Annotated in this window: 18 protein-coding genes; 13 read left to right on the forward strand and 5 right to left on the reverse strand. The window is 71.5% G+C overall.

Features of this window, described 5'->3' with window-relative positions; translation table 11 throughout:
* Position 1 precedes the first annotated feature (1 nt).
* Positions 2-967, forward strand: a complete 966-nt coding sequence (locus ACFV9G_RS01105; RefSeq protein ID WP_378724077.1) for a carbohydrate ABC transporter permease — start codon at positions 2-4, stop codon at positions 965-967.
* Positions 967-1,836 (forward strand): carbohydrate ABC transporter permease, encoded by an 870-nt coding sequence (locus tag ACFV9G_RS01110; protein ID WP_378724080.1) that lies wholly within the window; start codon positions 967-969, stop codon positions 1,834-1,836. Before ACFV9G_RS01105 ends, ACFV9G_RS01110 begins: the two co-directional genes overlap by 1 nt.
* A gap of 26 nt (positions 1,837-1,862) precedes the next feature.
* Here ACFV9G_RS01110 and ACFV9G_RS01115 read toward each other — a convergent pair whose 3' ends face one another.
* Positions 1,863-2,480: an HPP family protein gene (locus ACFV9G_RS01115; protein ID WP_378724082.1), complete on the reverse strand. Its 618-nt coding sequence runs from the start codon at positions 2,478-2,480 to the stop codon at positions 1,863-1,865.
* Between the two features lie 287 nt (positions 2,481-2,767).
* Between ACFV9G_RS01115 and ACFV9G_RS01120 the strand changes: the two genes are divergently transcribed.
* Genes ACFV9G_RS01120 through ACFV9G_RS01130 form a run of 3 tightly spaced genes read left to right on the forward strand, consistent with a single transcriptional unit; the run spans position 2,768 to position 7,397 of the window.
* Positions 2,768-3,661 (forward strand): universal stress protein, encoded by an 894-nt coding sequence (locus tag ACFV9G_RS01120; protein ID WP_378724084.1) that lies wholly within the window; start codon positions 2,768-2,770, stop codon positions 3,659-3,661.
* Positions 3,658-6,399, forward strand: a complete 2,742-nt coding sequence (locus ACFV9G_RS01125) for a GNAT family N-acetyltransferase (RefSeq protein WP_378724087.1) — start codon at positions 3,658-3,660, stop codon at positions 6,397-6,399. Before ACFV9G_RS01120 ends, ACFV9G_RS01125 begins: the two co-directional genes overlap by 4 nt.
* Positions 6,399-7,397 carry a zinc-dependent alcohol dehydrogenase family protein gene (locus tag ACFV9G_RS01130; protein ID WP_378724089.1) on the forward strand — a complete coding sequence of 333 codons (999 nt, stop codon included), beginning with the start codon at positions 6,399-6,401 and terminating at the stop codon, positions 7,395-7,397. Before ACFV9G_RS01125 ends, ACFV9G_RS01130 begins: the two co-directional genes overlap by 1 nt.
* Before the next feature lie 29 nt (positions 7,398-7,426).
* Here the strand turns inward: ACFV9G_RS01130 and ACFV9G_RS01135 are convergent, their stop codons facing one another.
* Positions 7,427-8,398 carry a 1-phosphofructokinase family hexose kinase gene (locus tag ACFV9G_RS01135; protein ID WP_378724092.1) on the reverse strand — a complete coding sequence of 324 codons (972 nt, stop codon included), beginning with the start codon at positions 8,396-8,398 and terminating at the stop codon, positions 7,427-7,429.
* A 176-nt stretch (positions 8,399-8,574) separates the two neighbouring features.
* Between ACFV9G_RS01135 and ACFV9G_RS01140 the strand changes: the two genes are divergently transcribed.
* Positions 8,575-8,997, forward strand: coding sequence for an Hsp20/alpha crystallin family protein (locus ACFV9G_RS01140; protein ID WP_378724095.1), 423 nt, complete (start codon positions 8,575-8,577; stop codon positions 8,995-8,997).
* Between the two features lie 111 nt (positions 8,998-9,108).
* Here the strand turns inward: ACFV9G_RS01140 and ACFV9G_RS01145 are convergent, their stop codons facing one another.
* Positions 9,109-10,092, reverse strand: a complete 984-nt coding sequence (locus ACFV9G_RS01145) for an Acg family FMN-binding oxidoreductase (RefSeq protein ID WP_378724097.1) — start codon at positions 10,090-10,092, stop codon at positions 9,109-9,111.
* 1 nt (position 10,093) lies between these two features.
* Positions 10,094-10,612, reverse strand: a complete 519-nt coding sequence (locus tag ACFV9G_RS01150) for a flavodoxin family protein (RefSeq protein ID WP_378724370.1) — start codon at positions 10,610-10,612, stop codon at positions 10,094-10,096.
* Positions 10,613-10,766: 154 nt separating this feature from the next.
* Between ACFV9G_RS01150 and ACFV9G_RS01155 the strand changes: the two genes are divergently transcribed.
* The 5 genes from ACFV9G_RS01155 (at position 10,767) to ACFV9G_RS01175 (ending at position 16,838) form a co-directional block, all read left to right on the forward strand.
* Complete coding sequence (locus tag ACFV9G_RS01155; RefSeq protein ID WP_378724100.1) at positions 10,767-11,525, forward strand: DUF4389 domain-containing protein; 759 nt, start codon at positions 10,767-10,769, stop codon at positions 11,523-11,525.
* 94 nt (positions 11,526-11,619) lie between these two features.
* Complete coding sequence (locus tag ACFV9G_RS01160; RefSeq protein ID WP_378724103.1) at positions 11,620-12,288, forward strand: response regulator; 669 nt, start codon at positions 11,620-11,622, stop codon at positions 12,286-12,288.
* Between the two features lie 42 nt (positions 12,289-12,330).
* Positions 12,331-14,082, forward strand: a complete 1,752-nt coding sequence (locus tag ACFV9G_RS01165; RefSeq protein ID WP_378724106.1) for a GAF domain-containing protein — start codon at positions 12,331-12,333, stop codon at positions 14,080-14,082.
* Between the two features lie 39 nt (positions 14,083-14,121).
* Positions 14,122-15,783 carry a SulP family inorganic anion transporter gene (locus ACFV9G_RS01170; RefSeq protein WP_378724109.1) on the forward strand — a complete coding sequence of 554 codons (1,662 nt, stop codon included), beginning with the start codon at positions 14,122-14,124 and terminating at the stop codon, positions 15,781-15,783.
* Between the two features lie 113 nt (positions 15,784-15,896).
* Entirely contained in the window at positions 15,897-16,838 is a 942-nt protein-coding gene (locus ACFV9G_RS01175; RefSeq protein WP_378724112.1) for a universal stress protein, read from the forward strand.
* A 22-nt stretch (positions 16,839-16,860) separates the two neighbouring features.
* Here the strand turns inward: ACFV9G_RS01175 and ACFV9G_RS01180 are convergent, their stop codons facing one another.
* Positions 16,861-17,124: an SHOCT domain-containing protein gene (locus ACFV9G_RS01180; protein WP_378724114.1), complete on the reverse strand. Its 264-nt coding sequence runs from the start codon at positions 17,122-17,124 to the stop codon at positions 16,861-16,863.
* A gap of 162 nt (positions 17,125-17,286) precedes the next feature.
* Here ACFV9G_RS01180 and ACFV9G_RS01185 point away from each other — a divergent pair, with 162 nt between their 5' ends.
* Both ACFV9G_RS01185 and ACFV9G_RS01190 read left to right on the forward strand, forming a co-directional pair.
* The gene (locus ACFV9G_RS01185) at positions 17,287-17,991 is read left to right on the forward strand and encodes a hypothetical protein (RefSeq protein ID WP_378724117.1); all 705 of its coding nucleotides are present in this window, start codon (positions 17,287-17,289) and stop codon (positions 17,989-17,991) included.
* Between the two features lie 111 nt (positions 17,992-18,102).
* Positions 18,103-19,050: a universal stress protein gene (locus tag ACFV9G_RS01190; RefSeq protein WP_378724120.1), complete on the forward strand. Its 948-nt coding sequence runs from the start codon at positions 18,103-18,105 to the stop codon at positions 19,048-19,050.
* Positions 19,051-19,306 lie beyond the last annotated feature (256 nt).

Here is a 19,306-nt window from a genome sequence, read left to right on the forward strand (position 1 = left end):
GGTGGCCGTCGACATCTCCCGCGTGGGTGGGCCGGCTCTCGTGAGAGGGCCGGCCCGCCGGCGTACGTCCTTCGTCTCCCTGGTCGCGGGATGGTGGCGCGGCAGCGCGGCGACCCTGGTCTTCCTGCTGCCGATGCTCCTCGTCTTCGGGCTGTTCTCGTGGTGGCCGATCGCCCGGACCGTGGTGATGAGCCTGCAGGAGACCAACCTCGTCGGGCCCGCGGAGTGGGTGGGCCTGGACAACTTCCGCACCGTGCTCAGCGACCCGCTGCTCCCGTTGGCGCTGCGCAACACGGCCGTCTTCGCGGCGATCGCGTTCGTCTTCGGCTATCCGATCCCGCTGGTCATGGCGGTGGTGTTCAGCTCGCTGCGGAAGCTGCGCGGCCTCTACGCCTGCCTGGCCTACCTGCCGGTCGTGGTGCCGCCGGCCGTGGCGGTGCTGCTGTGGAAGACCTTCTACGACGCCGGCTCCGGGGGAGTGTTCAACACGGTCCTGGGCTGGGTCGGGCTCGGGCCCGTGCCCTGGCTGGAGTCGGCCGACTGGGTGCTGCCCTCGCTGGTGATGGAGGCGACCTGGGCCGCGGCAGGCGGCACGGTGATCATCTATCTCGCGGCGCTGACCACGGTGCCGCAGGAGCTCTACGACGCCGCCTCGGCCGACGGTGCGGGCGTGCTCGGCAAGGTCTGGCACGTCACCCTCCCGCACCTGCGCCCGGTGCTGCTGATCACCTTGATCCTCCAGATCATCGGCACCGCCCAGGTCTTCCTGGAGCCCTACCTCTTCACGGGCGGCGGACCCTCGCACGCGTCCTTGACGCTGCTGCTCCTGATCTACGAGTACGCCTTCGGCAGCACCACCGGCGGCGGCGACTACGGCTCGGCGACCGCGCTGAGCCTGATGATGGCGGTCGGGCTGGCGCTGCTGTCGTGGCTCTACTTCCGGCTGACTCGCGGATGGAGCGACTGATGAGCTTCGTCTCCTCCCTCGACCGGCGGCGTACGTCGGTGCGCTGGGGTCTTCGCGGCGTGCAGGCGGCGATGCTGCTCGGACTGGTGGTGGTCTGCCTCGGGCCGCTGCTGTGGCTGGCGAAGTCGGCGGTGACCCCTACCCAGGACACGCTGCGCTCGCCGATCTCGCTGTGGCCGAACGGGCCGGACCTCTCGATCGTGACGCAGGCGTGGACCGAGCTGGGTCTGTCGGCCTACCTGGTCAACACGGTGGTCATCGCCGCCGGGTCCTGGGCCGTCCAGGTGCTGGTCGCCACGACCGCGGGCTATGCGCTCTCGGTGCTGCGGCCGCGGTTCGGACGGGTCATCTACGGAGCCGTGCTCGCCACCATGTTCGTGCCGATCGTGCTGCTCCTCGTCCCGCTCTACCTCACCGTGCTGAGCCTGCCGGTCGTGCATTGGTCCCTGGTCGGGACGTACGCCGGAGCCTTCCTGCCCGCGGGCGCCTCGGCGTTCAACGTGGTGATCATGAAGCGGTTCTTCGACAGCCTGCCCCGGGAGATCCTGGACGCCGCGCGGATCGACGGCGCCGGGCCGTACCGGCTCTTCTGGTCGGTGGTCCTGCCGATGTCGCGTCCGGTGCTCGGGGTGGTGTCGGTGTTCGCCGTCCTGGCCGCGTGGAAGGACTTCATCTGGCCGCTGATCGTGCTGCCCGACCCGGCCAAGCAGCCCATCGCGGTCCGGCTGCCGTCGATCGCCCCGACCACCGACCTCTCCGTCCTGCTCGCCGCGATGGCGATCTCCGCGGCGCTGCCGATCCTCTTCTTCCTCCTCTTCCAGCGGCTCTTCCTGCGCAGCGAGGGGCTCGAGGGGGCGGTGAAGGGATAACGCCTGCCGACCCGAGAGGCGCCTGCTCACACCTCGGGGCTCAGGGCTTCCGGCTCGTGGATCCGCACCCGGGTGACTCCGGTGACCGTCGCCGCGGCGGACTCGGCCAGAGCGCGGTCCCTCGGCGTGCTCGGCCCGCTGATCACGACACTCCCGTCGGCGACCACGACGAGCCAGTCGGGATGACCGAGCTTGGTGATGAGCGCGGTCAGCTCCCGATCCAGGGTGTCGTCGTCGCGGGCCAGGGCGGCGGCGACGTCGCTCCGGCTGATCACGCCGACCAGGACATCGTCCTCATCGAGGACCGGCAGGCTCTTCAGCGCCCGCTCGGCCATGATGTCGACGGCGACGGACACCTCGGCACCCTCGCGCACGGCGACGGTCACCGGGCTCATCACCCGCTCGACGTACGCCGGGGGCAGCTCGGTCACCGGATCCGGTGAGAGCACGTGGGCGCGGGGGTCCGGCAGGACACGGTCGCGGATCAGGTCGATCTCGGCGACGACGCCGCAGACGCGGCCCGCGGAGGTCACCACCGGCATCGCGGTGATGTGGTGGTCACGAAGAAGCGCGAGCGCCTCCCGGACGGGAGTGTCTCTCCGTGCGGTGACGGGTGACGAGGTCATGATCTCTCGGACCAGCATGATCAACTCCGTGGCAAGGGTTCGGTTGCTATGGGGCGAGCCTCGTGGAGCGGTCGAGAGCGGTCATGAGTGCAAGGTCCCGTCGGCACAAGACCTTCGGCCCGACGGAAGGACCTTCGTCATCGATCCGACGGACGAACGTCATCAGGGTCCGGACCAGCCGGCACCCCGTGCGGGCTGCGGACCTAGGTCCCGTTCTCGCGGCACCGATGGCCCTGACACCCGTGAAGAGGCCCGGCGAGATTGGGAGCATCACCGACGTACACACCGAGCCCGCAGGAGGGAAGATGGCCGAGCACGACCGGATCCTGGTCGGCATCGATGGGGGAGAAGGTGGCCGAGCGGCGATCCGGCATGCCGCCGAGCGAGCCGGCCGAAGCGGTGCACATCTGTGGCTCGTCCATGTGATCGACCTCGCCATCGCGACGGGCGTCTTCTACCCGTACGGCTATGCGGGCCTGGCGGACCAGATTCGCGAGGCCGGGACGACCGCCCTCGAGCACGCGGAGAAGGAAGCCGCCGAGATCGTCGGGTCGGAGAACGTGACCTCGACGCTCCGCGACGGGGGAGTGGTGACGGAGCTCGTGCACGCGGCGGCCGACTCGACGATGGTCGTTCTCGGCGACGAGCGCCACCACGGCCTGTCCCGCATCGTGACGGGCTCGGTGACCGGACGGGTCGCCTCTCGCGCGCCGGTGCCCGTCGTGATCGTGCCGGCCGTCTGGCCCCACGGCCAGGACGCCCGCACGGTGGTCGTGGCCGTCGCCGACTGCGACGCCTCCACGGAGCTCGTCGTCCGGGCCCTCGCAGAGGCGGTGGAGCGTGGTGGCGGCCTGGTGATCGTGCACGCCTGGGAGGTCCCGGCCATCTACTACGAGTCGACGCTGGGGAAGCTGGATGCGGCAGGTCTGGCGGCGGACGCGCGTCACCAGCTGATGCAGACCCTCGAACGCGCACGACAGCTGGTCCCGAACTCTGCCGGCGTCGACGCGTGGATCGAGGTACACCGGGGTCAGCCGGCCCAGGTGGTCATGGAGACAGCGAAGAAGGCAGCCCTCCTGGTCATCGGCCGCCGCGGGCACGCCTTCCCGCTGCGCCGCCTGGGCGGCACCGGCCACGCTCTGCTGCGCGAGTCCGGATGTCCCGTCGAGGTGGTTCCTCCGGTGGCAGAGGCTCCATGAGAGTGCCCGAGGGAGAGGGAGCGGCCGGGGAGGACGTGCTGCTGCGTGATGGCACCATCGCCCGCGTACGCGATGCCGCGGCGGGGGACCGGGGCCAGCTGGTCGAGCTCCATGACCTGCTCTCCGACCGCCATCGCTACGAGCGGTTCTTCCACGTCGGGGAGCTCGACGGTCTCCGCTTCGTCGAGGACCTGCTGCCGCGCCTGGCCGTCGGCGAGGCGGTCGCCAAGGTGGTCGTCGTCGACGGCCGCATCGTCGGGCTGGCGAGCGGCACGAGGACGGGTGCGGACGGGGAGGCCGAGCTGGCCCTCGTCGTCGCCGACCGGTATGTCCACCACGGTGTGGCCACCCTTCTCCTGGAGCACCTGGCCGTCGCGGCGGCCGGAGCGGGCGTGACTGACCTGGTGGCGTACGTGATGGCTGAGAACGCCCCCGCGTTCGACGTCCTGCAGCACGCCGGCTTCGACCTCACCTCGACCGCGCACGAGGACACCGTCGAGGTACGTTTCCCGGTGCGGCTCACCGAGCGCGTGCTGGAGGCGATGATCTCCCGTGAGCAGCGGACGGACGCGGACTCCGTCGCCGCGCTGCTGCGGCCGCGCTCGGTGGCCGTGATCGGCGCGAGCCGGCGCGCGGACCATCCCGGCCACCAGGTCGTGCGCAACCTCTTGCGGGCGCGGTTCGCCGGCACGGTCCACCCCGTCAACCCCCACTGTGACTTCCTGCTGGGCCAGCGCTGCCACGCGTCGGTGCTCGACGTCGGGCCGGTGGACCTGGCCGTGGTCGCGGTGCCGGCGGCCGAGGTGCTGAAGGTCGTGAAGGAGTGTGCCCGCAGCGGCGTACGCGACCTGGTGATCCTCTCCAGCGGCTTCGCCGAGGCGGGCCCGGACGGACGACGCCTGCAGGACGAGATCCTGGCGGTCGCCCGCGAATCGGGCATGCGGGTGGTGGGACCCAACTGCCTCGGGATCGCCAACACCGACCCCGACGTCCGTCTGGACGCCACCTTCTCGCCCACCTCGACCGGCCGCGGGAGGGTGGCGATGATGGCGCAGTCCGGCGCGGTGGGGATCGCCGCGCTGCAACGGGCCGACGAGCTCGGCGTGGGGCTGTCGGCGTTCATCTCCGCGGGCAACAAGGCCGACGTCAGCTGCAACGACCTCCTCATGTACGCCGCCGAGGACGAGGCGACCGAGGTGGTCTCGCTCTATCTGGAGTCGTTCGGCAACCCGCGCAAGTTCTCTCGGCTGGCCCGGCGGTTGGCCGACCACACGCCGGTCGTCGCCCTGGTCGGGGGGAGAAGCCAAGCCGGCCGGCGGGCGGCGGTCGGCCACACCGCCTCGGCGGTGACGTCCGCGGAGGCCGTCGACGCGCTCTTCCGGCAGTGTGGGGTGATCGGCGTGCACAGCCTCGAGCAGCTGCTGCAGACCACCAGCGTGATCGCGAACCAGCCGCTGCCCGGTGGCCGCCGGGTCGGGATCGTCGGCAACGCCGGCGGGCCGGGCGTCCTGGCCGCCGACGCCTGCGAGGGCGAAGATCTGCGGCTCGCCACGCTGAGCGCGGAGACCATGGCCGCGATCCGGGGGATCGTGCCCGACGCGTCGTCCGTCCAGGTGCCCATCGACCTCGGCTCCGGCATCGGCTGGGAGGCCTACTCCGAGGTGGTCTCGACGATCATCCGCAGCGGCGAGGTCGACATGCTGATCGCCTTGCGCACGCCGCTGCCGGCTCTTCCGTACGCAGCCTTCACGCGTGCGCTGCGCACCGCGTTGCGCGCCGATCCGGGACAGACCGCACCGCCGGTCGCGACCGTGGCCGTCATGCTCGACCCGCACGGCCCTGGCCGGCCGATCAGCGTCGGAAGCGGTCGTGTGCCCGTCTTCGCGTTCCCGGAGGATGCCGCGCGTGCCCTCGGCCCGATCGTCAGGTACGCGGAGTGGCGCGCCGGGCCCCACACCCCCGTCACCGAGGCGCCCCCCGGAAGCCGCGCGACCGGTCGCGACGTCATCGCCCGGACGCTGCGGGCGACACCGGAAGGGGGCCGGCTGACCGAGCCGGACACGCGCCAGCTGCTCGCTGCGTACGGGATCGGTGTCTTGCCGAGCGTGCTCGCCGACGGTGTCGAGGAGGCTGTCGACGCCGCCGAGTGGGTGGGCTACCCGGTCGTGCTCAAGGTCGCCGACCCCGGTCTGGTGCATCGCACCGATGTAGGTGGCGTTCGTGTCGGCCTGAAGGGTCCCGACGAGGTACGCGTCGCCGCCCACGCGCTCCTCGGCGTCCGGGTCGAGCATCCGGGCCTGATCGTCCAGCGCCAGGTCGCCGCCGGCGTCGAGCTGATCGCCGGCGTCACCCAGGACGCGCTCTTCGGGCCGCTGGTCATGGTGGGATACGGAGGCGCCTTCACCGAGCTGATCGGTGATCGCAGCTTCAGGCTGACGCCGCTCAGCCACTCCGATGCGGCAGCGGCGCTCCGGGACCTGCGCACCGCGCCGCTGCTGTGGGGATACCGCGGCGCACCGCCGGCGGACGCCGGCGCCGTCGAGCATCTCCTGGTGTCCCTCGGCCGTCTCGCCGACGATCTGCCCGAGGTGGCTGAGATCGACCTCAATCCCCTGATCGTGCACGAGCGCGGGATCTCTGTCGTCGATGCGAAGGTCCGGCTGCAACCGTCGCCGCAGGCCTCGGAGCCCGCCCTGAGAGGCCTGCTCCCGCCCGCCGGCGCCGGAAAGGAACCCTGATGGCGGCGATGCGAGGGTGGCGGACGAGAGGCGACGGCTGCCTCTCGATCGCCGAGCTCTCCGTCCCGGAGCCGGACTCGGGCGAGGTCCTCGTGGGGGTGGAGGCGTGCGGCGTGTGCAGGACCGACCTTCATGTCGTCGACGGCGACCTTCCCGCTCGCCGGAGCCCGGTGGTGCCGGGTCACCAGATCGTGGGTCGGGTGCTGGCCCGCTTCGACCACGACGCCGACGGACCGCGCATCGGCACCCGGGTCGGCGTGCCGTGGCTGCGCTCCACGTGCGGGCGCTGCCGCTGGTGCCGTACGGGCGCGGAGAACCTCTGCGAGCAGTCTCGATACACCGGGTGGGACGCCGACGGCGGCTACGCCGAGTACGCCGTCGCCCCGACCGCGTACCTCTACCGGATCCCGGACTCGCTGGAACCGAGTCAGGCGGCGCCGCTGCTGTGTGCGGGGATCATCGGTTACCGGGCCCTGCGGCGCTCGGTCCTCCCGCCGGGAGGTCGCCTGGGGCTCTACGGGTTCGGGGCGAGCGCTCATCTGACCGCGCAGATCGCGATCCGCCAAGGGGCCGAGGTGCACGTCGTCACCCGAGGTGAGGTGGCGCGCCGGCTCGCGCTCGACCTCGGCGCCGCCTCGGCGGTCGCGCCCGGCGACGCCGTCCCGCCGCTCGACTCCGCGATCGTGTTCGCGCCGGCGGGCGAGGTCGTCCGCCAGGCGCTGGCCGGCCTGGGCCCGTCCGGGACCTGCGCCGTCGCCGGCATCCACCTCTCCGACCTCCCCCCTCTCGACTACCAGCGCCACCTCTTCCGCGAGCGCACGCTCACCAGCGTCACGTCCAACACGCGTGCCGACGGGGCCGAGCTCTTCCGGCTCGCCGGCCGGCTGGGCCTGCGCGCCGAGGTCACTCCGTACGCCCTGGGGGAGGCCGACCGGGCACTCGCCGACCTCGCCGAGGACCGCGTGCGTGGCGTCGCGGTCCTGGACGCGACCCGATGACGAGCGGGCGGGGCACGAAGCCATCAGGCTCAGACCGCGTCGCGCCGTAGTGTCCGCCCTCGGGCGGCCTCGCCCGGGAGGACGTCGGTGAACGCGGCGAGGTCGTCGCGGGAGAACACCGAGGTGCCCGCGGTCGCGATCATGGCCGCGCTGCAGGCGAGACCGAGCCGGGCGGCCCGCGGGAGGTTCCAGCCGTGGGTCAGCCCCGCGACGATCCCGGCGACGAGAGCGTCACCGGCACCCACGCCGCTGACCACGTCGCCGGCGACCGCGGGAAGCAGCTGCGTACCCGTCGGGGTGACCAGCGCGATCCCCAGGTGACCGCGGGAGAGCACGACGGCGCTCGCGTGAGTGTCGTCGAGCAGCTCTCGCGCTCCCGCCACCTGTTCGGCGAGCGTGTCCAGCTCGCGCCCGAGATGCTCCTTCAGCTCCCGCACGCTCGGCTTGATCAGATAGGCCCCGTGAGCCTGGGCGAGGGCGCCCCCGGAGGCATCCAGGACGAGCCGGGCGCCGAGGGCATCGCTCAGGCACCGTACCCGAGGGACGACGTCTGCGGAGACCCCCGGCGGCAGGCTGCCGCTGAGGACGACGTATGCCGCGTGTCGCCCTCCGCGCCGCACCGCCTGGAGGCAACGATCCAGATCGGCGCGGGCGAGCTCCGTCCCAGGCAGCACGAAGCGGTACTCCAAGCCGGTCTCGAGCTCGGTCACGTGATGACTCAGCCGGGTCTCACCCGGGACCTCGACCCCCGCGAACGGAAGCCGTTCGATCTCGAGCCGCTCGCTCAGGGCCCGGCCGATATGGCCTGCCACCGGGAAGACCGCCAGCGTGGGGATTCCGAGCACGTGCAGGACCCGGGCCACGTTGATGCCGCCGCCGCCGGGATCGATCCGGGGTGTGCTGCATCGCATCTTGCTGCCCGGGATCAGCCGAGGAACGGAGAAGGAGTCGTCCAGCGCCGGGTTCAAGGTGATGGTGACGACGTCGGGTGAGGCGTGCATCTGGGACCTTCCTGAGTCGTCGGGCTGCCTCCCAGGCAACCATCGCGGGCTGGACGAGGCAGGTGGCGGAGGTCCCGGCACAGATGACCAAGGTCTCGTGAGGTCGGGTTCGATCGGAACAAGACTGGGGACTGCACGGGGTGCCGCACGGGCGCCCGCAGATCGAGGGAGATCAGATGAGCACCATCATCAAGCGCCCGGCCAACCCGCTCGCGGACCTGCTGGGCTGGCTGGAGTCGGGGTCGGCGGCGATGCGTTCTTTCGGTGTGACGCCCTACATCAGGGTCGAGGACTTCGTCGAGGACGACCACTACGTCGTACGAGCGGAGATGCCGGGGGTCGACCCGAACAAGGACATCCAGATCGACGTCAGCGGCGACCTCCTGACGATCCGAGGTGAGCGCCGGGAGGAGGAGCACGACCGCAACCGGCGAGAGCTGCACTACGGCTCGTTCGAGCGCACGCTTCCGCTGCCCAGCGGTGCCAAGGCCGAAGAGGTCCGTGCCACCTACATCAACGGCGTGCTGGAGGTTCGGGTGCCGTATGCCCTCGAGGAGCCGAAGACCACGCGCGTCGCCATCGAGCACAACGGGAGCTGATCGACCGATCCGACGTGGCGGGCGTGGACAGCGACTACGTGCGTGCGACGGCGATCACCCTCGATAGCCAACGCGGTGCCTCGTGGTCTGCCCGGGTGATCGCCGGGGCGCTCACGAGGAGGCGGCGCTCTCGTGGTGGAGGACGTCGTCGAGCGCGCGCCGAGGGGTCGGCGGAAGCGGCGGGTGCTGCCGCTGTGGCCAGCCGATCCGCACCAGGACCTGTGGGCAGGAGTTCTCACCGAGCAGATCGTGCTGGAGCGTACGCCGGGTGGCACCGATCTCGATCGGCTGCGTGTACGGCACCAGGGCCAGCCCCGAGGTGGTGCAGGAGAGCCAGATCGCGTCCAGTGCCTCTCCGGCGCGGAGCCAGGAGCCCCGGTCGTCCGAGGCAGTCGCCAGGACGAGCCACTCCTCGGCCGAGGGGCCGGCCTCGCGGTGGCCGTCGTCGAGGGTGCCGCTCGGGAACCGGGTGAAGGAGGCCGGGTCGCTGTCCGCGGTCAGGAGACTGGACTCCGGGATCCCGTCCTCGCTGCCTCCACGTGTCCATGAGTACAGCTCGGCCAGGTAGTCCTCGTCGGTGCTCTGCCGGGCACGGGCGCCCTCCAGTGCCGCCAGGACGACAGGGCGCAGGTGGTCGGGGACGATGCCGGCCACGACTCCGTACTCACGCACGAGGCCGGAGAGATGGTCGAGGCGCGCGCGAGGCACCGGCCACGACGAGACCTGACGGCGGTCGGTGTGCCGCTGCTCGATGGCGGCGAGCCTGCCGAGGTCGGCGACGTCGGGCTCGCGGCGCGCGAAGGTCACCACCGCGAGGAGATCGGTGCGGCCGCCTTCGGGCGTGCGGCGTACGTCGCAGTGCCAGCCGGTGCCCGCCGCGACCACGACGAGCTCGTGCAGCGCGGCACCGCAGCTCATCACCAGATCGCGCTCGTTCGGGTCGGCGTGGAGGAGCTTGCGATGCGGGTCGGCGCGCAGCACCAGCATCCGATCGCGTACGGCCCATGCCCAGGGCTGGGTGTTGTGCACCGACGGTGCGCGACAGGCCAGCGTCACGATCGCCCGCAGGGTCGCTTCGTCGGGGAGCACCGACATCTCAGGCCACGACCTGCCGCATCACCTGATGGCCCAGGTCGGTGGCCCAGTCACCGGCGCGCGCCTCCTCGTGGCGGCCCAGGGGTCCCTCCGTGCCGCCGACGTAGAAGCTCGTCGAGGGGGCGACGTCGTAGCCGCGGCGGCGGAGCAGGTGGGCGACGTGCCGGGCGGCGGAGCCGGGGAGGTGGCGCATCGCCCGCGCCCGGGTGTCGAACACGGCGATGCGCACCGAGCGCGCGTCCTGGAGGTCGTCGAGCCACTCGCGGACACCGCGGGCCTCGACCTCCGCCGGGGCGCCCCGCAGGACGGCATCGGCGCGGGTGCTCGGCCGGCTCAGGCCCAATGCGTGCGTCGGGGCGCCGATGACGACCAGATCGTGGGTGCGGAGCACGTCGTCGCCGGCTGCCGTCACCGGGATCACCCTGACCTGTACACCGGCGCTGCGCAGACCGTTGGCGACCGAGGTGGCGATGGTCGCGGTGTTGCCGAACATCGACTCGTAGACGACGGCTGCTCGCATCTTGTTCACGTCCTTCCGTCGGCGCCACGCCCCCTGCGTGGTGCCGTTGGCACCACGCTGCGGCCGAAGGTACGTGCCCAGGCAGTGGCACACGTCCCCGACCAGAGGACCTTGGTCCGATGCCATGGCGTCCTGCGGTGCGGAGGCTGGAGGCATGAACACTTCCCATTCCCCGGTAGTGCTCGAGGGGCAGCTGGACACCAGGGTCAGCCGAGCCCTGTGGCTGGTCAAGTGGCTCCTGCTGATCCCGCACTACATCATCCTGTTCTTCCTCTGGATCGCCTTCTCCGTGCTCACCGTCGTCGCCTGGTTCGCGATCCTGTTCACCGCCCGCTATCCGCGGGCGATCTTCGACTTCAACCTCGGCGTCCTGCGCTGGACCTGGCGGGTGGACTACTACGGCTACGCCGCGCTCGGCACCGACGCCTACCCGCCGTTCACGCTCGAGGACGTCCCCGGATACCCGGCACGTCTGCACATCGCCTACCCCGAGCGGCTCTCGCGCGGTCTGGTGCTGGTGAAGTCGTGGCTGCTGGCGATCCCGCACCTGATGCTCCTGAGCTTCTTCCTGGGGGGAGGCCTGTACGTGGCGCAGACCAGCGGCGATCCCGACACCTGGGCCTGGGCCTGGGGGAGCGGGATCATCGGGCTGCTGGTCCTCTTCGCCGGCGTGGCGATGCTCTTCGGGCGCGGCTACCCGCGAGGCATCTTCGACCTCGTCCTCGGGATGGACCGGTGGGCGGCCCGGGTCGGGGCGTACGTCTTCCTGATGACCGACAGCTACCCGCCCTTCCGGCTCGACCAGGGCGGGAGCGACCCGGTCGGGCCCGCGCCGCCGGAACCGTCCGCGCCGACGGGTGAGGCGCTGGTGCCGCAGCCCGTCGAGGACCCGGTCGGAACCGGGCAGCCGTGAGCGCGCTCCCGCGGGTGCGTCGCGGGACCTTGGTCCTCGGCGCACGGGTAAGACGAGCATTGGCGAGCGCCGTCCTCGGTCGTAGGTTGAGCAGGTGACCGAATCTGCAGACCCCGAGAGAGCAGCAGAGCCCATCCGGGTCTTCCTGCTCGACGACCATGAGGTGATCCGCCGCGGGATCAAGGATCTCCTCGAGGACGAGGACGACATCGTCGTCGTGGGCGAGTCCGGGCTCGCCGAGGAGGCCCGGCGCCGGATCCCCGCGCTGCGTCCCCATGTCGCGATCCTCGACGGCCGGCTTCCCGACGGGTCGGGCATCGACGTGTGCCGCGACGTCCGCTCGGTCGACCCCGGCATCGCAGCGCTCATCCTGACCTCGTTCGACGACGACGACGCGCTGTTCTCCGCGATCATGGCGGGCGCGGCCGGCTACCTGCTCAAGCAGATCCGCAGCGCCGACCTCGTCGACACCGTGCGCCAGGTCGCCGCGGGCCGATCGACCCTGGACCCCGCGGTCACCGCACAGGTCCTCGAGCGGATCCGCAGCGGGCCGAAGTCCAACTCGGTCTTCGAGAACCTGACCAACCACGAGCGCCGGATCCTGGAGCTCATCGGCGAGGGCATGACCAACCGGCAGATCGGCAAGGAGATGCATCTGGCGGAGAAGACGGTCAAGAACTACGTCTCCTCCCTGCTCGCCAAGCTGGGCCTGGAGAGCCGGACGCAGGCCGCGATTCTTGTCACCAAGACGTTGCAAGGCTGATACGTTAAGGGGTGTACCACTCATGTGACGTGGAGGGTCGACGTGGGAAGTACGCCACCGCGGCCGCGCCGTTCACCGGATGACACGGCAACGAAGACGCTGAGCAACACACCGCTCGACGAGCTGTTGACCGAAGTGCTCGACCGGGTCACGGTCGCTCGAGACGAGCAGGTGCGGTGGAGACTGCTGCTCGACGCGATCGTCACGATGGGTGCCGGGTTGTCGATCGACGACCTGCTGAACCGGATCGTCGAGGTCGCCAAGGCACTGGCCGGAGCGAGGTACGCGGCTCTCGGGGTCCTGGCCAGCGGTGGCGAGCGGCGGCTGCGGGTGTTCATCAACCGTGGTCTCACCCCCGAGCAGGAGCTCCGGATCGGAGACCTGCCCACCGGTCACGGTCTGCTCGGCCTGCTGATCGACCATCCGGAGCCGGTCCGTCTGCGCGACATCGAGGAGCATCCGGCCTCCTTCGGGTTCCCCGCGCACCATCCGCCGATGCGCTCCTTCCTGGGTGTTCCCGTTCGCATCGGTGAGAAGGTGTTCGGCAACCTGTACCTCACCGAGAAGACCGACGGCGCGGAGTTCACCGACCAGGACGAGAGCATCGTGGTCGCCCTGGCAGCGGCTGCCGGCGTCGCGATCGAGAACGCCCTGCTGGCCGAGGAGGCCGCGCGCCGCGGTCGCTGGCTCGACGCGCGCGCCGAGATCACCAGCGCGCTCATGGGCGATATCGACCGCGGCACCGCCCTTCAGCTCGTGGCGGACCGGGCCCGTGAGATCTCCGGCGCCGACGTCGCCTGGATCGTGACGGGACCCGCCGCCGACCGTCTGCGGGTGGAGGTGGTCTCCGGCACCGAGGTCGACCTCGACGTGCTGAAGCGTGCCCCCCTGCGGGAGTCGATCGCGGGACGGGCGATCCTCGATGGAGTGCCGATGATGGTGGAGGACGTCGCCAGCGCGGCCGCGGGCGGAAGTGCCGCCGCGGTCATCGACATGAGCGACCTCGGCCCCGGTGTGTTCGTGCCGCTGGGACGTACCGACCCGTCGGAGGAGATGAACGCGGTCGGCGTGCTCGCCCTGACCTGGCGGCGGGCGAACGCCGAGCAGGCCCAGAACATCGACCTGGCCGTCGCCGACGCGTTCGCGGGCCAGGTGGCGCTGGCCATCCGGCTGGCCCAGAACCGTGACGAGCGGCAGCGGCTCGCCGTCTACGACGATCGCGACCGGATCGGTCGCGACCTGCACGACATCGTGATCCAGCGGCTCTTCGTCATCGGCCTACGCCTCCAGGGCGGCCTCAACATGGCCGAGAGCCCGAAGCTGCGCGACCGCCTGGACCAGGCGGTCGATGACATCGACGACACCATCCGTGACCTCCGGCGCGCGGTCTTCGAGCTCGGCACTCCCGAGCACGACGGCGACATCCAGTCCCAGGTCACCGACCTGGTGAACCGAGCGGCGGCGTCCCTCAAGTTCCGCCCGAAGCTCGACTTCGACGGCCCGATCCGGCTGCGGACCTCTCCGGAGCTGGCCAAGGACGTCATCGCCGTCCTCGGCGAGGCGCTCTCGAACACGGTCCGTCACGCGCACGCGAGCGCGGTGCACGTGTCGCTCTCCGCCGCCGATGACCTCGTGCTTCGCGTGCGCGACGACGGAGACGGGATTCCGGAGGGCGTGGTGGAGGGCGGTCTCGCGAACATGCGCCACCGCGCCGAGGCTCACGGTGGGCGGTGCACCGTGAAGCCGGCGCCCCCGAAGGGGACCTTGGTGGAGTGGTCGGTCCCTCTGGGCTGACCGCGGCCGGCGGACGGCGGCTCGTGGGACAGTGCTGCCATGGACGTACGCCGCATGATGCCGTCGTGGGCCCGCGGCTACCAGCGGCGCTGGCTGTGGCTCGATCTGCTCGCCGGGGTGACGATCACCGCCTACCTGGTGCCCCAGGTGATGGCGTACGCCGAGCTGGCCGGCCTGCCTCCCGAGACCGGGCTGTGGGCGTGCGTCGGCGCCATGATGGTCTACGGGCTGCTGGGCACCTCCCGGCTGCTCTCGGTCGGCCCGGAGTCGACCACCGCGCTGATGACGGCGGCGGCGATCGGCGCCATCCCGGCGGCGGCCGAGGACCCCGCCTCGTTCGCAGCGACGCTGGCGCTCGTCGTAGCCGCGATCTGCGTGGTGGGCTGGTTCCTGCGGGTCTCGGTGCTGGCCGAGCTCTTCTCGCGGCCGGTGCTGGTCGGCTACATGGCGGGGATCGCGGTGCTCATGGTCGTCTCCCAGCTCGACAACCTCACCGGCGTCACGGTCACCGGCGACGGGGTGCTGGCGGAGGTGGGCAGCTTCATCGGCAACCTCGACCAGGTCCACGTCCCCACGCTGCTGCTCGGTGGCGGTGCGGCCGCCGCGATGATCGTCGGCTCCCTGCTCGCCCCGCGTGCCCCGGTCGCGCTGATCGGCATGCTTGCCGCCACCGCGCTGGTGGCGCTGCTCGGAGACGACTCCGGGCTGCGGCTGGTCGGCGAGATCCCGAGCCGGCCCCCGGCCCCGGGCCTGCCGGCACTCGACCCGGGCGCCATCGTCTCGATGCTCGGCCCGGCGCTCGGCGTCGCCTTCGTGGGCTACACCGACAACATCCTCACCGGCCGCGCCTTCGCCCGCCGCAGCGAACGCGTCGACGCTCGCCGGGAGCTGCTCGCCCTGGGCGGGGCCAACCTCGGCTCGGCGCTCGTGCACGGGTTCCCGGTCAGCAGCAGCGGCAGCAGGACCGCCATCGGCCACGCCGTGGGCGGGCGCACCCAGCTGACCTCGTACGTCGCCGCGGCCACCACGGTGGCCGCGGTGCTGCTCCTGGCGCCGGTCCTGGAGGCCTTTCCCGAGGCCGCGCTCGGTGCCGTGGTGGTCTATGCCGCCACCAAGCTGGTCGAGGTGGGGGAGCTGCGCCGCTTCGCCCGGTTCCGGCGCAGCGAGCTGGTCCTCGCTCTGGTCACGACGGTGGCCGTGCTCGCCGCCGGCGTGATGTGGGGCGTGCTGATCGCGGTCGGGCTCTCGGTGCTCGACCTGCTGCGCCGGGTCGCGCATCCGCACGACGCGGTCCTCGGTCACGTCCCAGGGCTGGCGGGGATGCACGACGTGGACGACTACCCCGACGCGGAGGAGGTGCCCGGCCTGCTCGTCTACCGCTACGACTCGCCGCTCTTCTTCGCCAACGCCGAGGACTTCCGCACCCGGGCGCTCGCCGCGGTCGATGATGCCGAGTGGCCGGTGGAGTGGTTCCTGCTGAACGCCGAGGCGAACACCGAGGTCGACGTCACCGCCGTCGACGCGCTGGAGGCGCTGCGCACGGCGCTGAGCGAGCGGGGCATCGTCCTCGCGATCGCCAGGATCAAGCAGGACCTGCGCGACTCGCTGGCTCCATCCGGCATCCTGGACAGAATCGGTGCGGATCACCTCTTCCCGACGCTCCCGACCGCGGTCGAGGCCTTCCGGCAGCGCGACCGGTGAGTGCGGACCAAGGTCCCCGGGATCGACCTCCGACGTCCCTGCCACCTGGCGTCCTGGCGGATGAGAGTGGGCTCGGGGGACGGCGGGGTGCGTCGCGCCCGTGAGGAGACGACATGAGCGAGAACGACCCGATCCTGGTGGGCGTCGACGGGGGAGTGGGCGGACGGGCGGCGATCGCCTACGCCGCGGCTGAGGCGGGCCTGGACGACGCCGATCTGTGGCTCGTCCACGTGACCCCGTCCGAGCCGACCTATCCCTACTCCTGGATCGGAGGCGACCTCCGCGCAGCGGCGGACGCGCTGTTGAAGAAGGCCACCGAGGAGGCGGTCGCCTATGTCGGCGCAGAGCGGGTGACGGCCACCCTCCTGCAGGGCTCCGCGGTCCCCGGTCTGGTTCATTGCGCTGCCGCCGCGCGGCTGGTGGTGCTCGGTGATGATCGTCGGCAGGGCCTGGAGCGCATCATGACCGGGTCGGTCACGAACCGGGTCGCTGGCCATGCGCCGGCCCCGGTCGTCGTGGTGCCGAGTGGCTGGTCGCCCGACGATCCGAGTCGCCGGGTGGTCGTCGCGGTCAAGGACTGCGCGAGCTCGGTGGGGCTGCTCGCCCGGGCGCTGAAGCACGCGGCGGACCGGGCCGCGGAGCTGGTCGTGCTCCACGCCTGGCAGCTGGACACCGTCTACGACGACATGACTGTGGCCCATCTGGACATGAGCGACTGGGAGAACGCCACCCGTCTCACCCTGGACGACGCCCTGGGGCGCGCCCGTCGTCGGGTCCCGCACGCCTCGGACGTGGCGGTCCGGATCGAGGTTCGCCACGGCCAGCCGGCCAGGAAGATCACCGAGGAGACCAGGAACGCCGACCTCCTGGTCATCGATCGACGCCGCCACTCCTTCCCCCTGGGCCGCCTGGGCAACACGGGGCGTGCGGTCATCCGCGAGAGCCGCTGCCCGGTCGAGATCCATCCTCCGTCCCCCGATGTGCTCATGGTCGACGACCTCGTCCTCGAGCGCGAGGGTCGACTCGAGAGGGCCGGCCCGGCCCGCGCCGGCTGAGCGGCGGGCCGAGCCGTGGCGGTCAGCGTGGTCCGGTGATCTCCCGGGCTCGCAGCGTCGCCATGCGCCGCTCGTAGTCGTCCTCGTCGATCTCGCCACGCGCCAGACGCATCGCGAGCACGTCTTCGGGCGTGCTCGGCGCTCCGGTGGGCAGCGGCTCGTCGCGGAGGAGCCTGCGACCGACCACGACGGCCGAGGCGATGATCAGACCCCAGAACAGGATCATGCTGATGGTCATCAGGGCATAGGCCCAGCCGCTCATCCCCGAGCCGTACCAGTACATCATCGCGAGCTCCTTCATCGTTCGCCGAACCGCATGCCCCGACAGTGCGCCGGGCGATGGAGGCGCAGCGAGTGGCCAACGACTGCCGGTGTCGGGGCCTTGGTCCCGGACCGGGAGGAATCGTGGCCCCTCCGCCCGGCCCCGGCCTACCGGGAAAGTGAGCTCATGAGACGTTGGGTGTGGGCCGCTGTGCTGGGCATGGTGGTCGGCTGCGGTGTGGCCGCGCTCATGGCATGGTCGGTGCCCATGACGGTCGGGTGGTGGGCGGGCGGGAGCTTCATCACCTTCACGATGCTGATGTGCCTCGGGCCCGAGGAGAAGTCGATCCGGTGGCCTGTCCTGCTCAGCAGAAGCCTGCTGTGGCCGAGCGCGGCGCTGGCCGCCGCAGGGCTCGTCCTCGCGCTCGGTCTGACCAGCGCGCTGTTGGTGATCACGGCGGGGCTGGCCTCTGTCTGGGAACTGGGGTGGCTCGGTCGGCCGCCGCGCACGGAACGACCGCTGAAGAGCCGCGACCGGCTCGGCAGGCGGAGGGCGTACGCAGGAACGGCGGCAGCAGCCATCGGACCGGAGGCGGTCGACCCGGTCGACCCGGTCGAGGCCGTCTTGGCGGTCACCGACGGGCTGACCGACACGGACCTGTGCAGGGCCTGGCGATCCAGCTACGTCGCCCTCGACCGGGTCACGGACCTGAGTGCGAAGCTGCGCGCGGTCGAGATCCGCGAGGTGCTTCTCGATGAGCTCGAGCGGCGCGACGCGTCGGGACTGGAGGCGTGGTTCCGCTCCGGTGCCCGGGCGGCAGGTGGGCCGGAGCGCTACCTCCGGGGCGCGACGCCGGGCAGCGACGAAGCACGCACCGAGCCTCGGTCCTGAGGACCTTGGACCCGACCTGCCCGACCTACGTCCCTGGCACCGCGCGCATGGGCGGGATTCGCTGGAGACCACTGGAGCGATCACGCGATCTCGCGATGGAGGGACATATATATGACCGCGACCTCGAGTCCGGGCTGGCCGACCACTGTGAATGGGGAGCCCTCGAGTCGACCGGCCCGTCCGCCGCTTCCGCTGGAACCGAGGGTCGTGGTCGGCGTGGACGGCTCCGAGTCCAACCGGGCCGCGGTGGCCTACGCGATCGCGGAGGTGGCCGCCTCTGGCCGGCCGCTCGTGCCGATCGGGGCCGTTCGGCATCCGGTGCGGCACCAGGACGGCGCCGTTGACGGGCGCCTCTGGCCCGTGCTGAGGCGGATCGAGCGCCAGGTCGAGGCTGCAGATGCCGACGTCCGGACGGTGTCGCTGATCGAGTTCGACCACCCGGTGCCGGCCCTGCTCGGATACGCGGACGTGGAAGATCTGCTGGTCGTCGGCAAGCGTGGCCTCGGCGGCTCTCGTCGGTTCCAGGTCGGATCGACGGCGATGAGAGTCGCCGGACGGGCCCTCGGGACGGTGGTGGTCGTGCCGCCAGGGTGGGGCCCTGCGGATCACCTCGGGGAACCGGTCGTCGTCGGCGTGGACCCGGACGGTCTCCATGAGCCGGTGCTGCGCGCCGCGTTCGAGCGCGCCTGCCGCGACCGGGTCGAGCTGGTGGTGATGCACTCGGTCAACCTGCATCCCGTGCTCGTCTGGGACCCGACCGTCAACGCACCGCTCGTACGAGACGGACAGGAACGCAGCAGCATGGACCTCGAGGCGGCGATCAAGCCGTTGCGCGAGGAGTATCCGCAGGTCCAGGTCACGATCGAGCGCGACCGCGGCCACGCCGCCAGCATCATCTCGGCCCGGTCGATCGGCGCTCAGCTGGTCGTGCTCGGACGACGCCATGACGCACGTGGCACCTGGGGTCTCGGTCCGGTCGCGCGCGAGGTGATCCACAGCGCAGAGGTGCCTGTCGCGGTAGTGCCCTGTCACTCCGACCCAGCCGACCGAGATGGTTGAGCCGATGACCTGGAGCGCTGCGATGACGGGCTAGGGAGACCGGCCGAAGAGCCTCCGGGAGCCGACCACAGGGGGTGTGGGCCGGACCCGGGGAAGACGCCCGGTAGGGGCTGGTTACGCATCAGGCCCCTACCGGGCGGTTGGCCGGGTCCTACCGGAGGTGAGGCACGCGTGGGGGCCGACCGTCCTGACCTGCCGGGGACGAAGGACCTGCCCTGGGCGGACCCCGTTCCCTCGCCGCGACGGCTTCGGCGGC

This window comes from Nocardioides sp. NPDC059952, from assembly GCF_042730435.1.
In the GTDB taxonomy this organism is placed as follows: Bacteria; Actinomycetota; Actinomycetes; order Propionibacteriales; family Nocardioidaceae; genus Nocardioides.

Excerpts from the sequence above, each read along its gene's own strand:
- ACFV9G_RS01115 (WP_378724082.1), bottom strand. The coding sequence starts at position 2,480 with ATGCTGGTCCGAGAGATCATGACCTCGTCACCCGTCACCGCACGGAGA.
- ACFV9G_RS01120 (WP_378724084.1), top strand. The coding sequence starts at position 2,768 with ATGGCCGAGCACGACCGGATCCTGGTCGGCATCGATGGGGGAGAAGGT.
- ACFV9G_RS01190 (WP_378724120.1), top strand. The coding sequence starts at position 18,103 with ATGACCGCGACCTCGAGTCCGGGCTGGCCGACCACTGTGAATGGGGAG.
- ACFV9G_RS01185 (WP_378724117.1), top strand. The coding sequence starts at position 17,287 with ATGAGACGTTGGGTGTGGGCCGCTGTGCTGGGCATGGTGGTCGGCTGC.
- ACFV9G_RS01170 (WP_378724109.1), top strand. The coding sequence starts at position 14,122 with ATGGACGTACGCCGCATGATGCCGTCGTGGGCCCGCGGCTACCAGCGG.
- ACFV9G_RS01150 (WP_378724370.1), bottom strand. The coding sequence starts at position 10,612 with ATGCGAGCAGCCGTCGTCTACGAGTCGATGTTCGGCAACACCGCGACC.
- ACFV9G_RS01175 (WP_378724112.1), top strand. The coding sequence starts at position 15,897 with ATGAGCGAGAACGACCCGATCCTGGTGGGCGTCGACGGGGGAGTGGGC.
- ACFV9G_RS01155 (WP_378724100.1), top strand. The coding sequence starts at position 10,767 with ATGAACACTTCCCATTCCCCGGTAGTGCTCGAGGGGCAGCTGGACACC.
- ACFV9G_RS01130 (WP_378724089.1), top strand. The coding sequence starts at position 6,399 with ATGGCGGCGATGCGAGGGTGGCGGACGAGAGGCGACGGCTGCCTCTCG.
- ACFV9G_RS01145 (WP_378724097.1), bottom strand. The coding sequence starts at position 10,092 with ATGTCGGTGCTCCCCGACGAAGCGACCCTGCGGGCGATCGTGACGCTG.
- ACFV9G_RS01135 (WP_378724092.1), bottom strand. The coding sequence starts at position 8,398 with ATGCACGCCTCACCCGACGTCGTCACCATCACCTTGAACCCGGCGCTG.
- ACFV9G_RS01140 (WP_378724095.1), top strand. The coding sequence starts at position 8,575 with ATGAGCACCATCATCAAGCGCCCGGCCAACCCGCTCGCGGACCTGCTG.
- ACFV9G_RS01110 (WP_378724080.1), top strand. The coding sequence starts at position 967 with ATGAGCTTCGTCTCCTCCCTCGACCGGCGGCGTACGTCGGTGCGCTGG.
- ACFV9G_RS01125 (WP_378724087.1), top strand. The coding sequence starts at position 3,658 with ATGAGAGTGCCCGAGGGAGAGGGAGCGGCCGGGGAGGACGTGCTGCTG.
- ACFV9G_RS01180 (WP_378724114.1), bottom strand. The coding sequence starts at position 17,124 with ATGATGTACTGGTACGGCTCGGGGATGAGCGGCTGGGCCTATGCCCTG.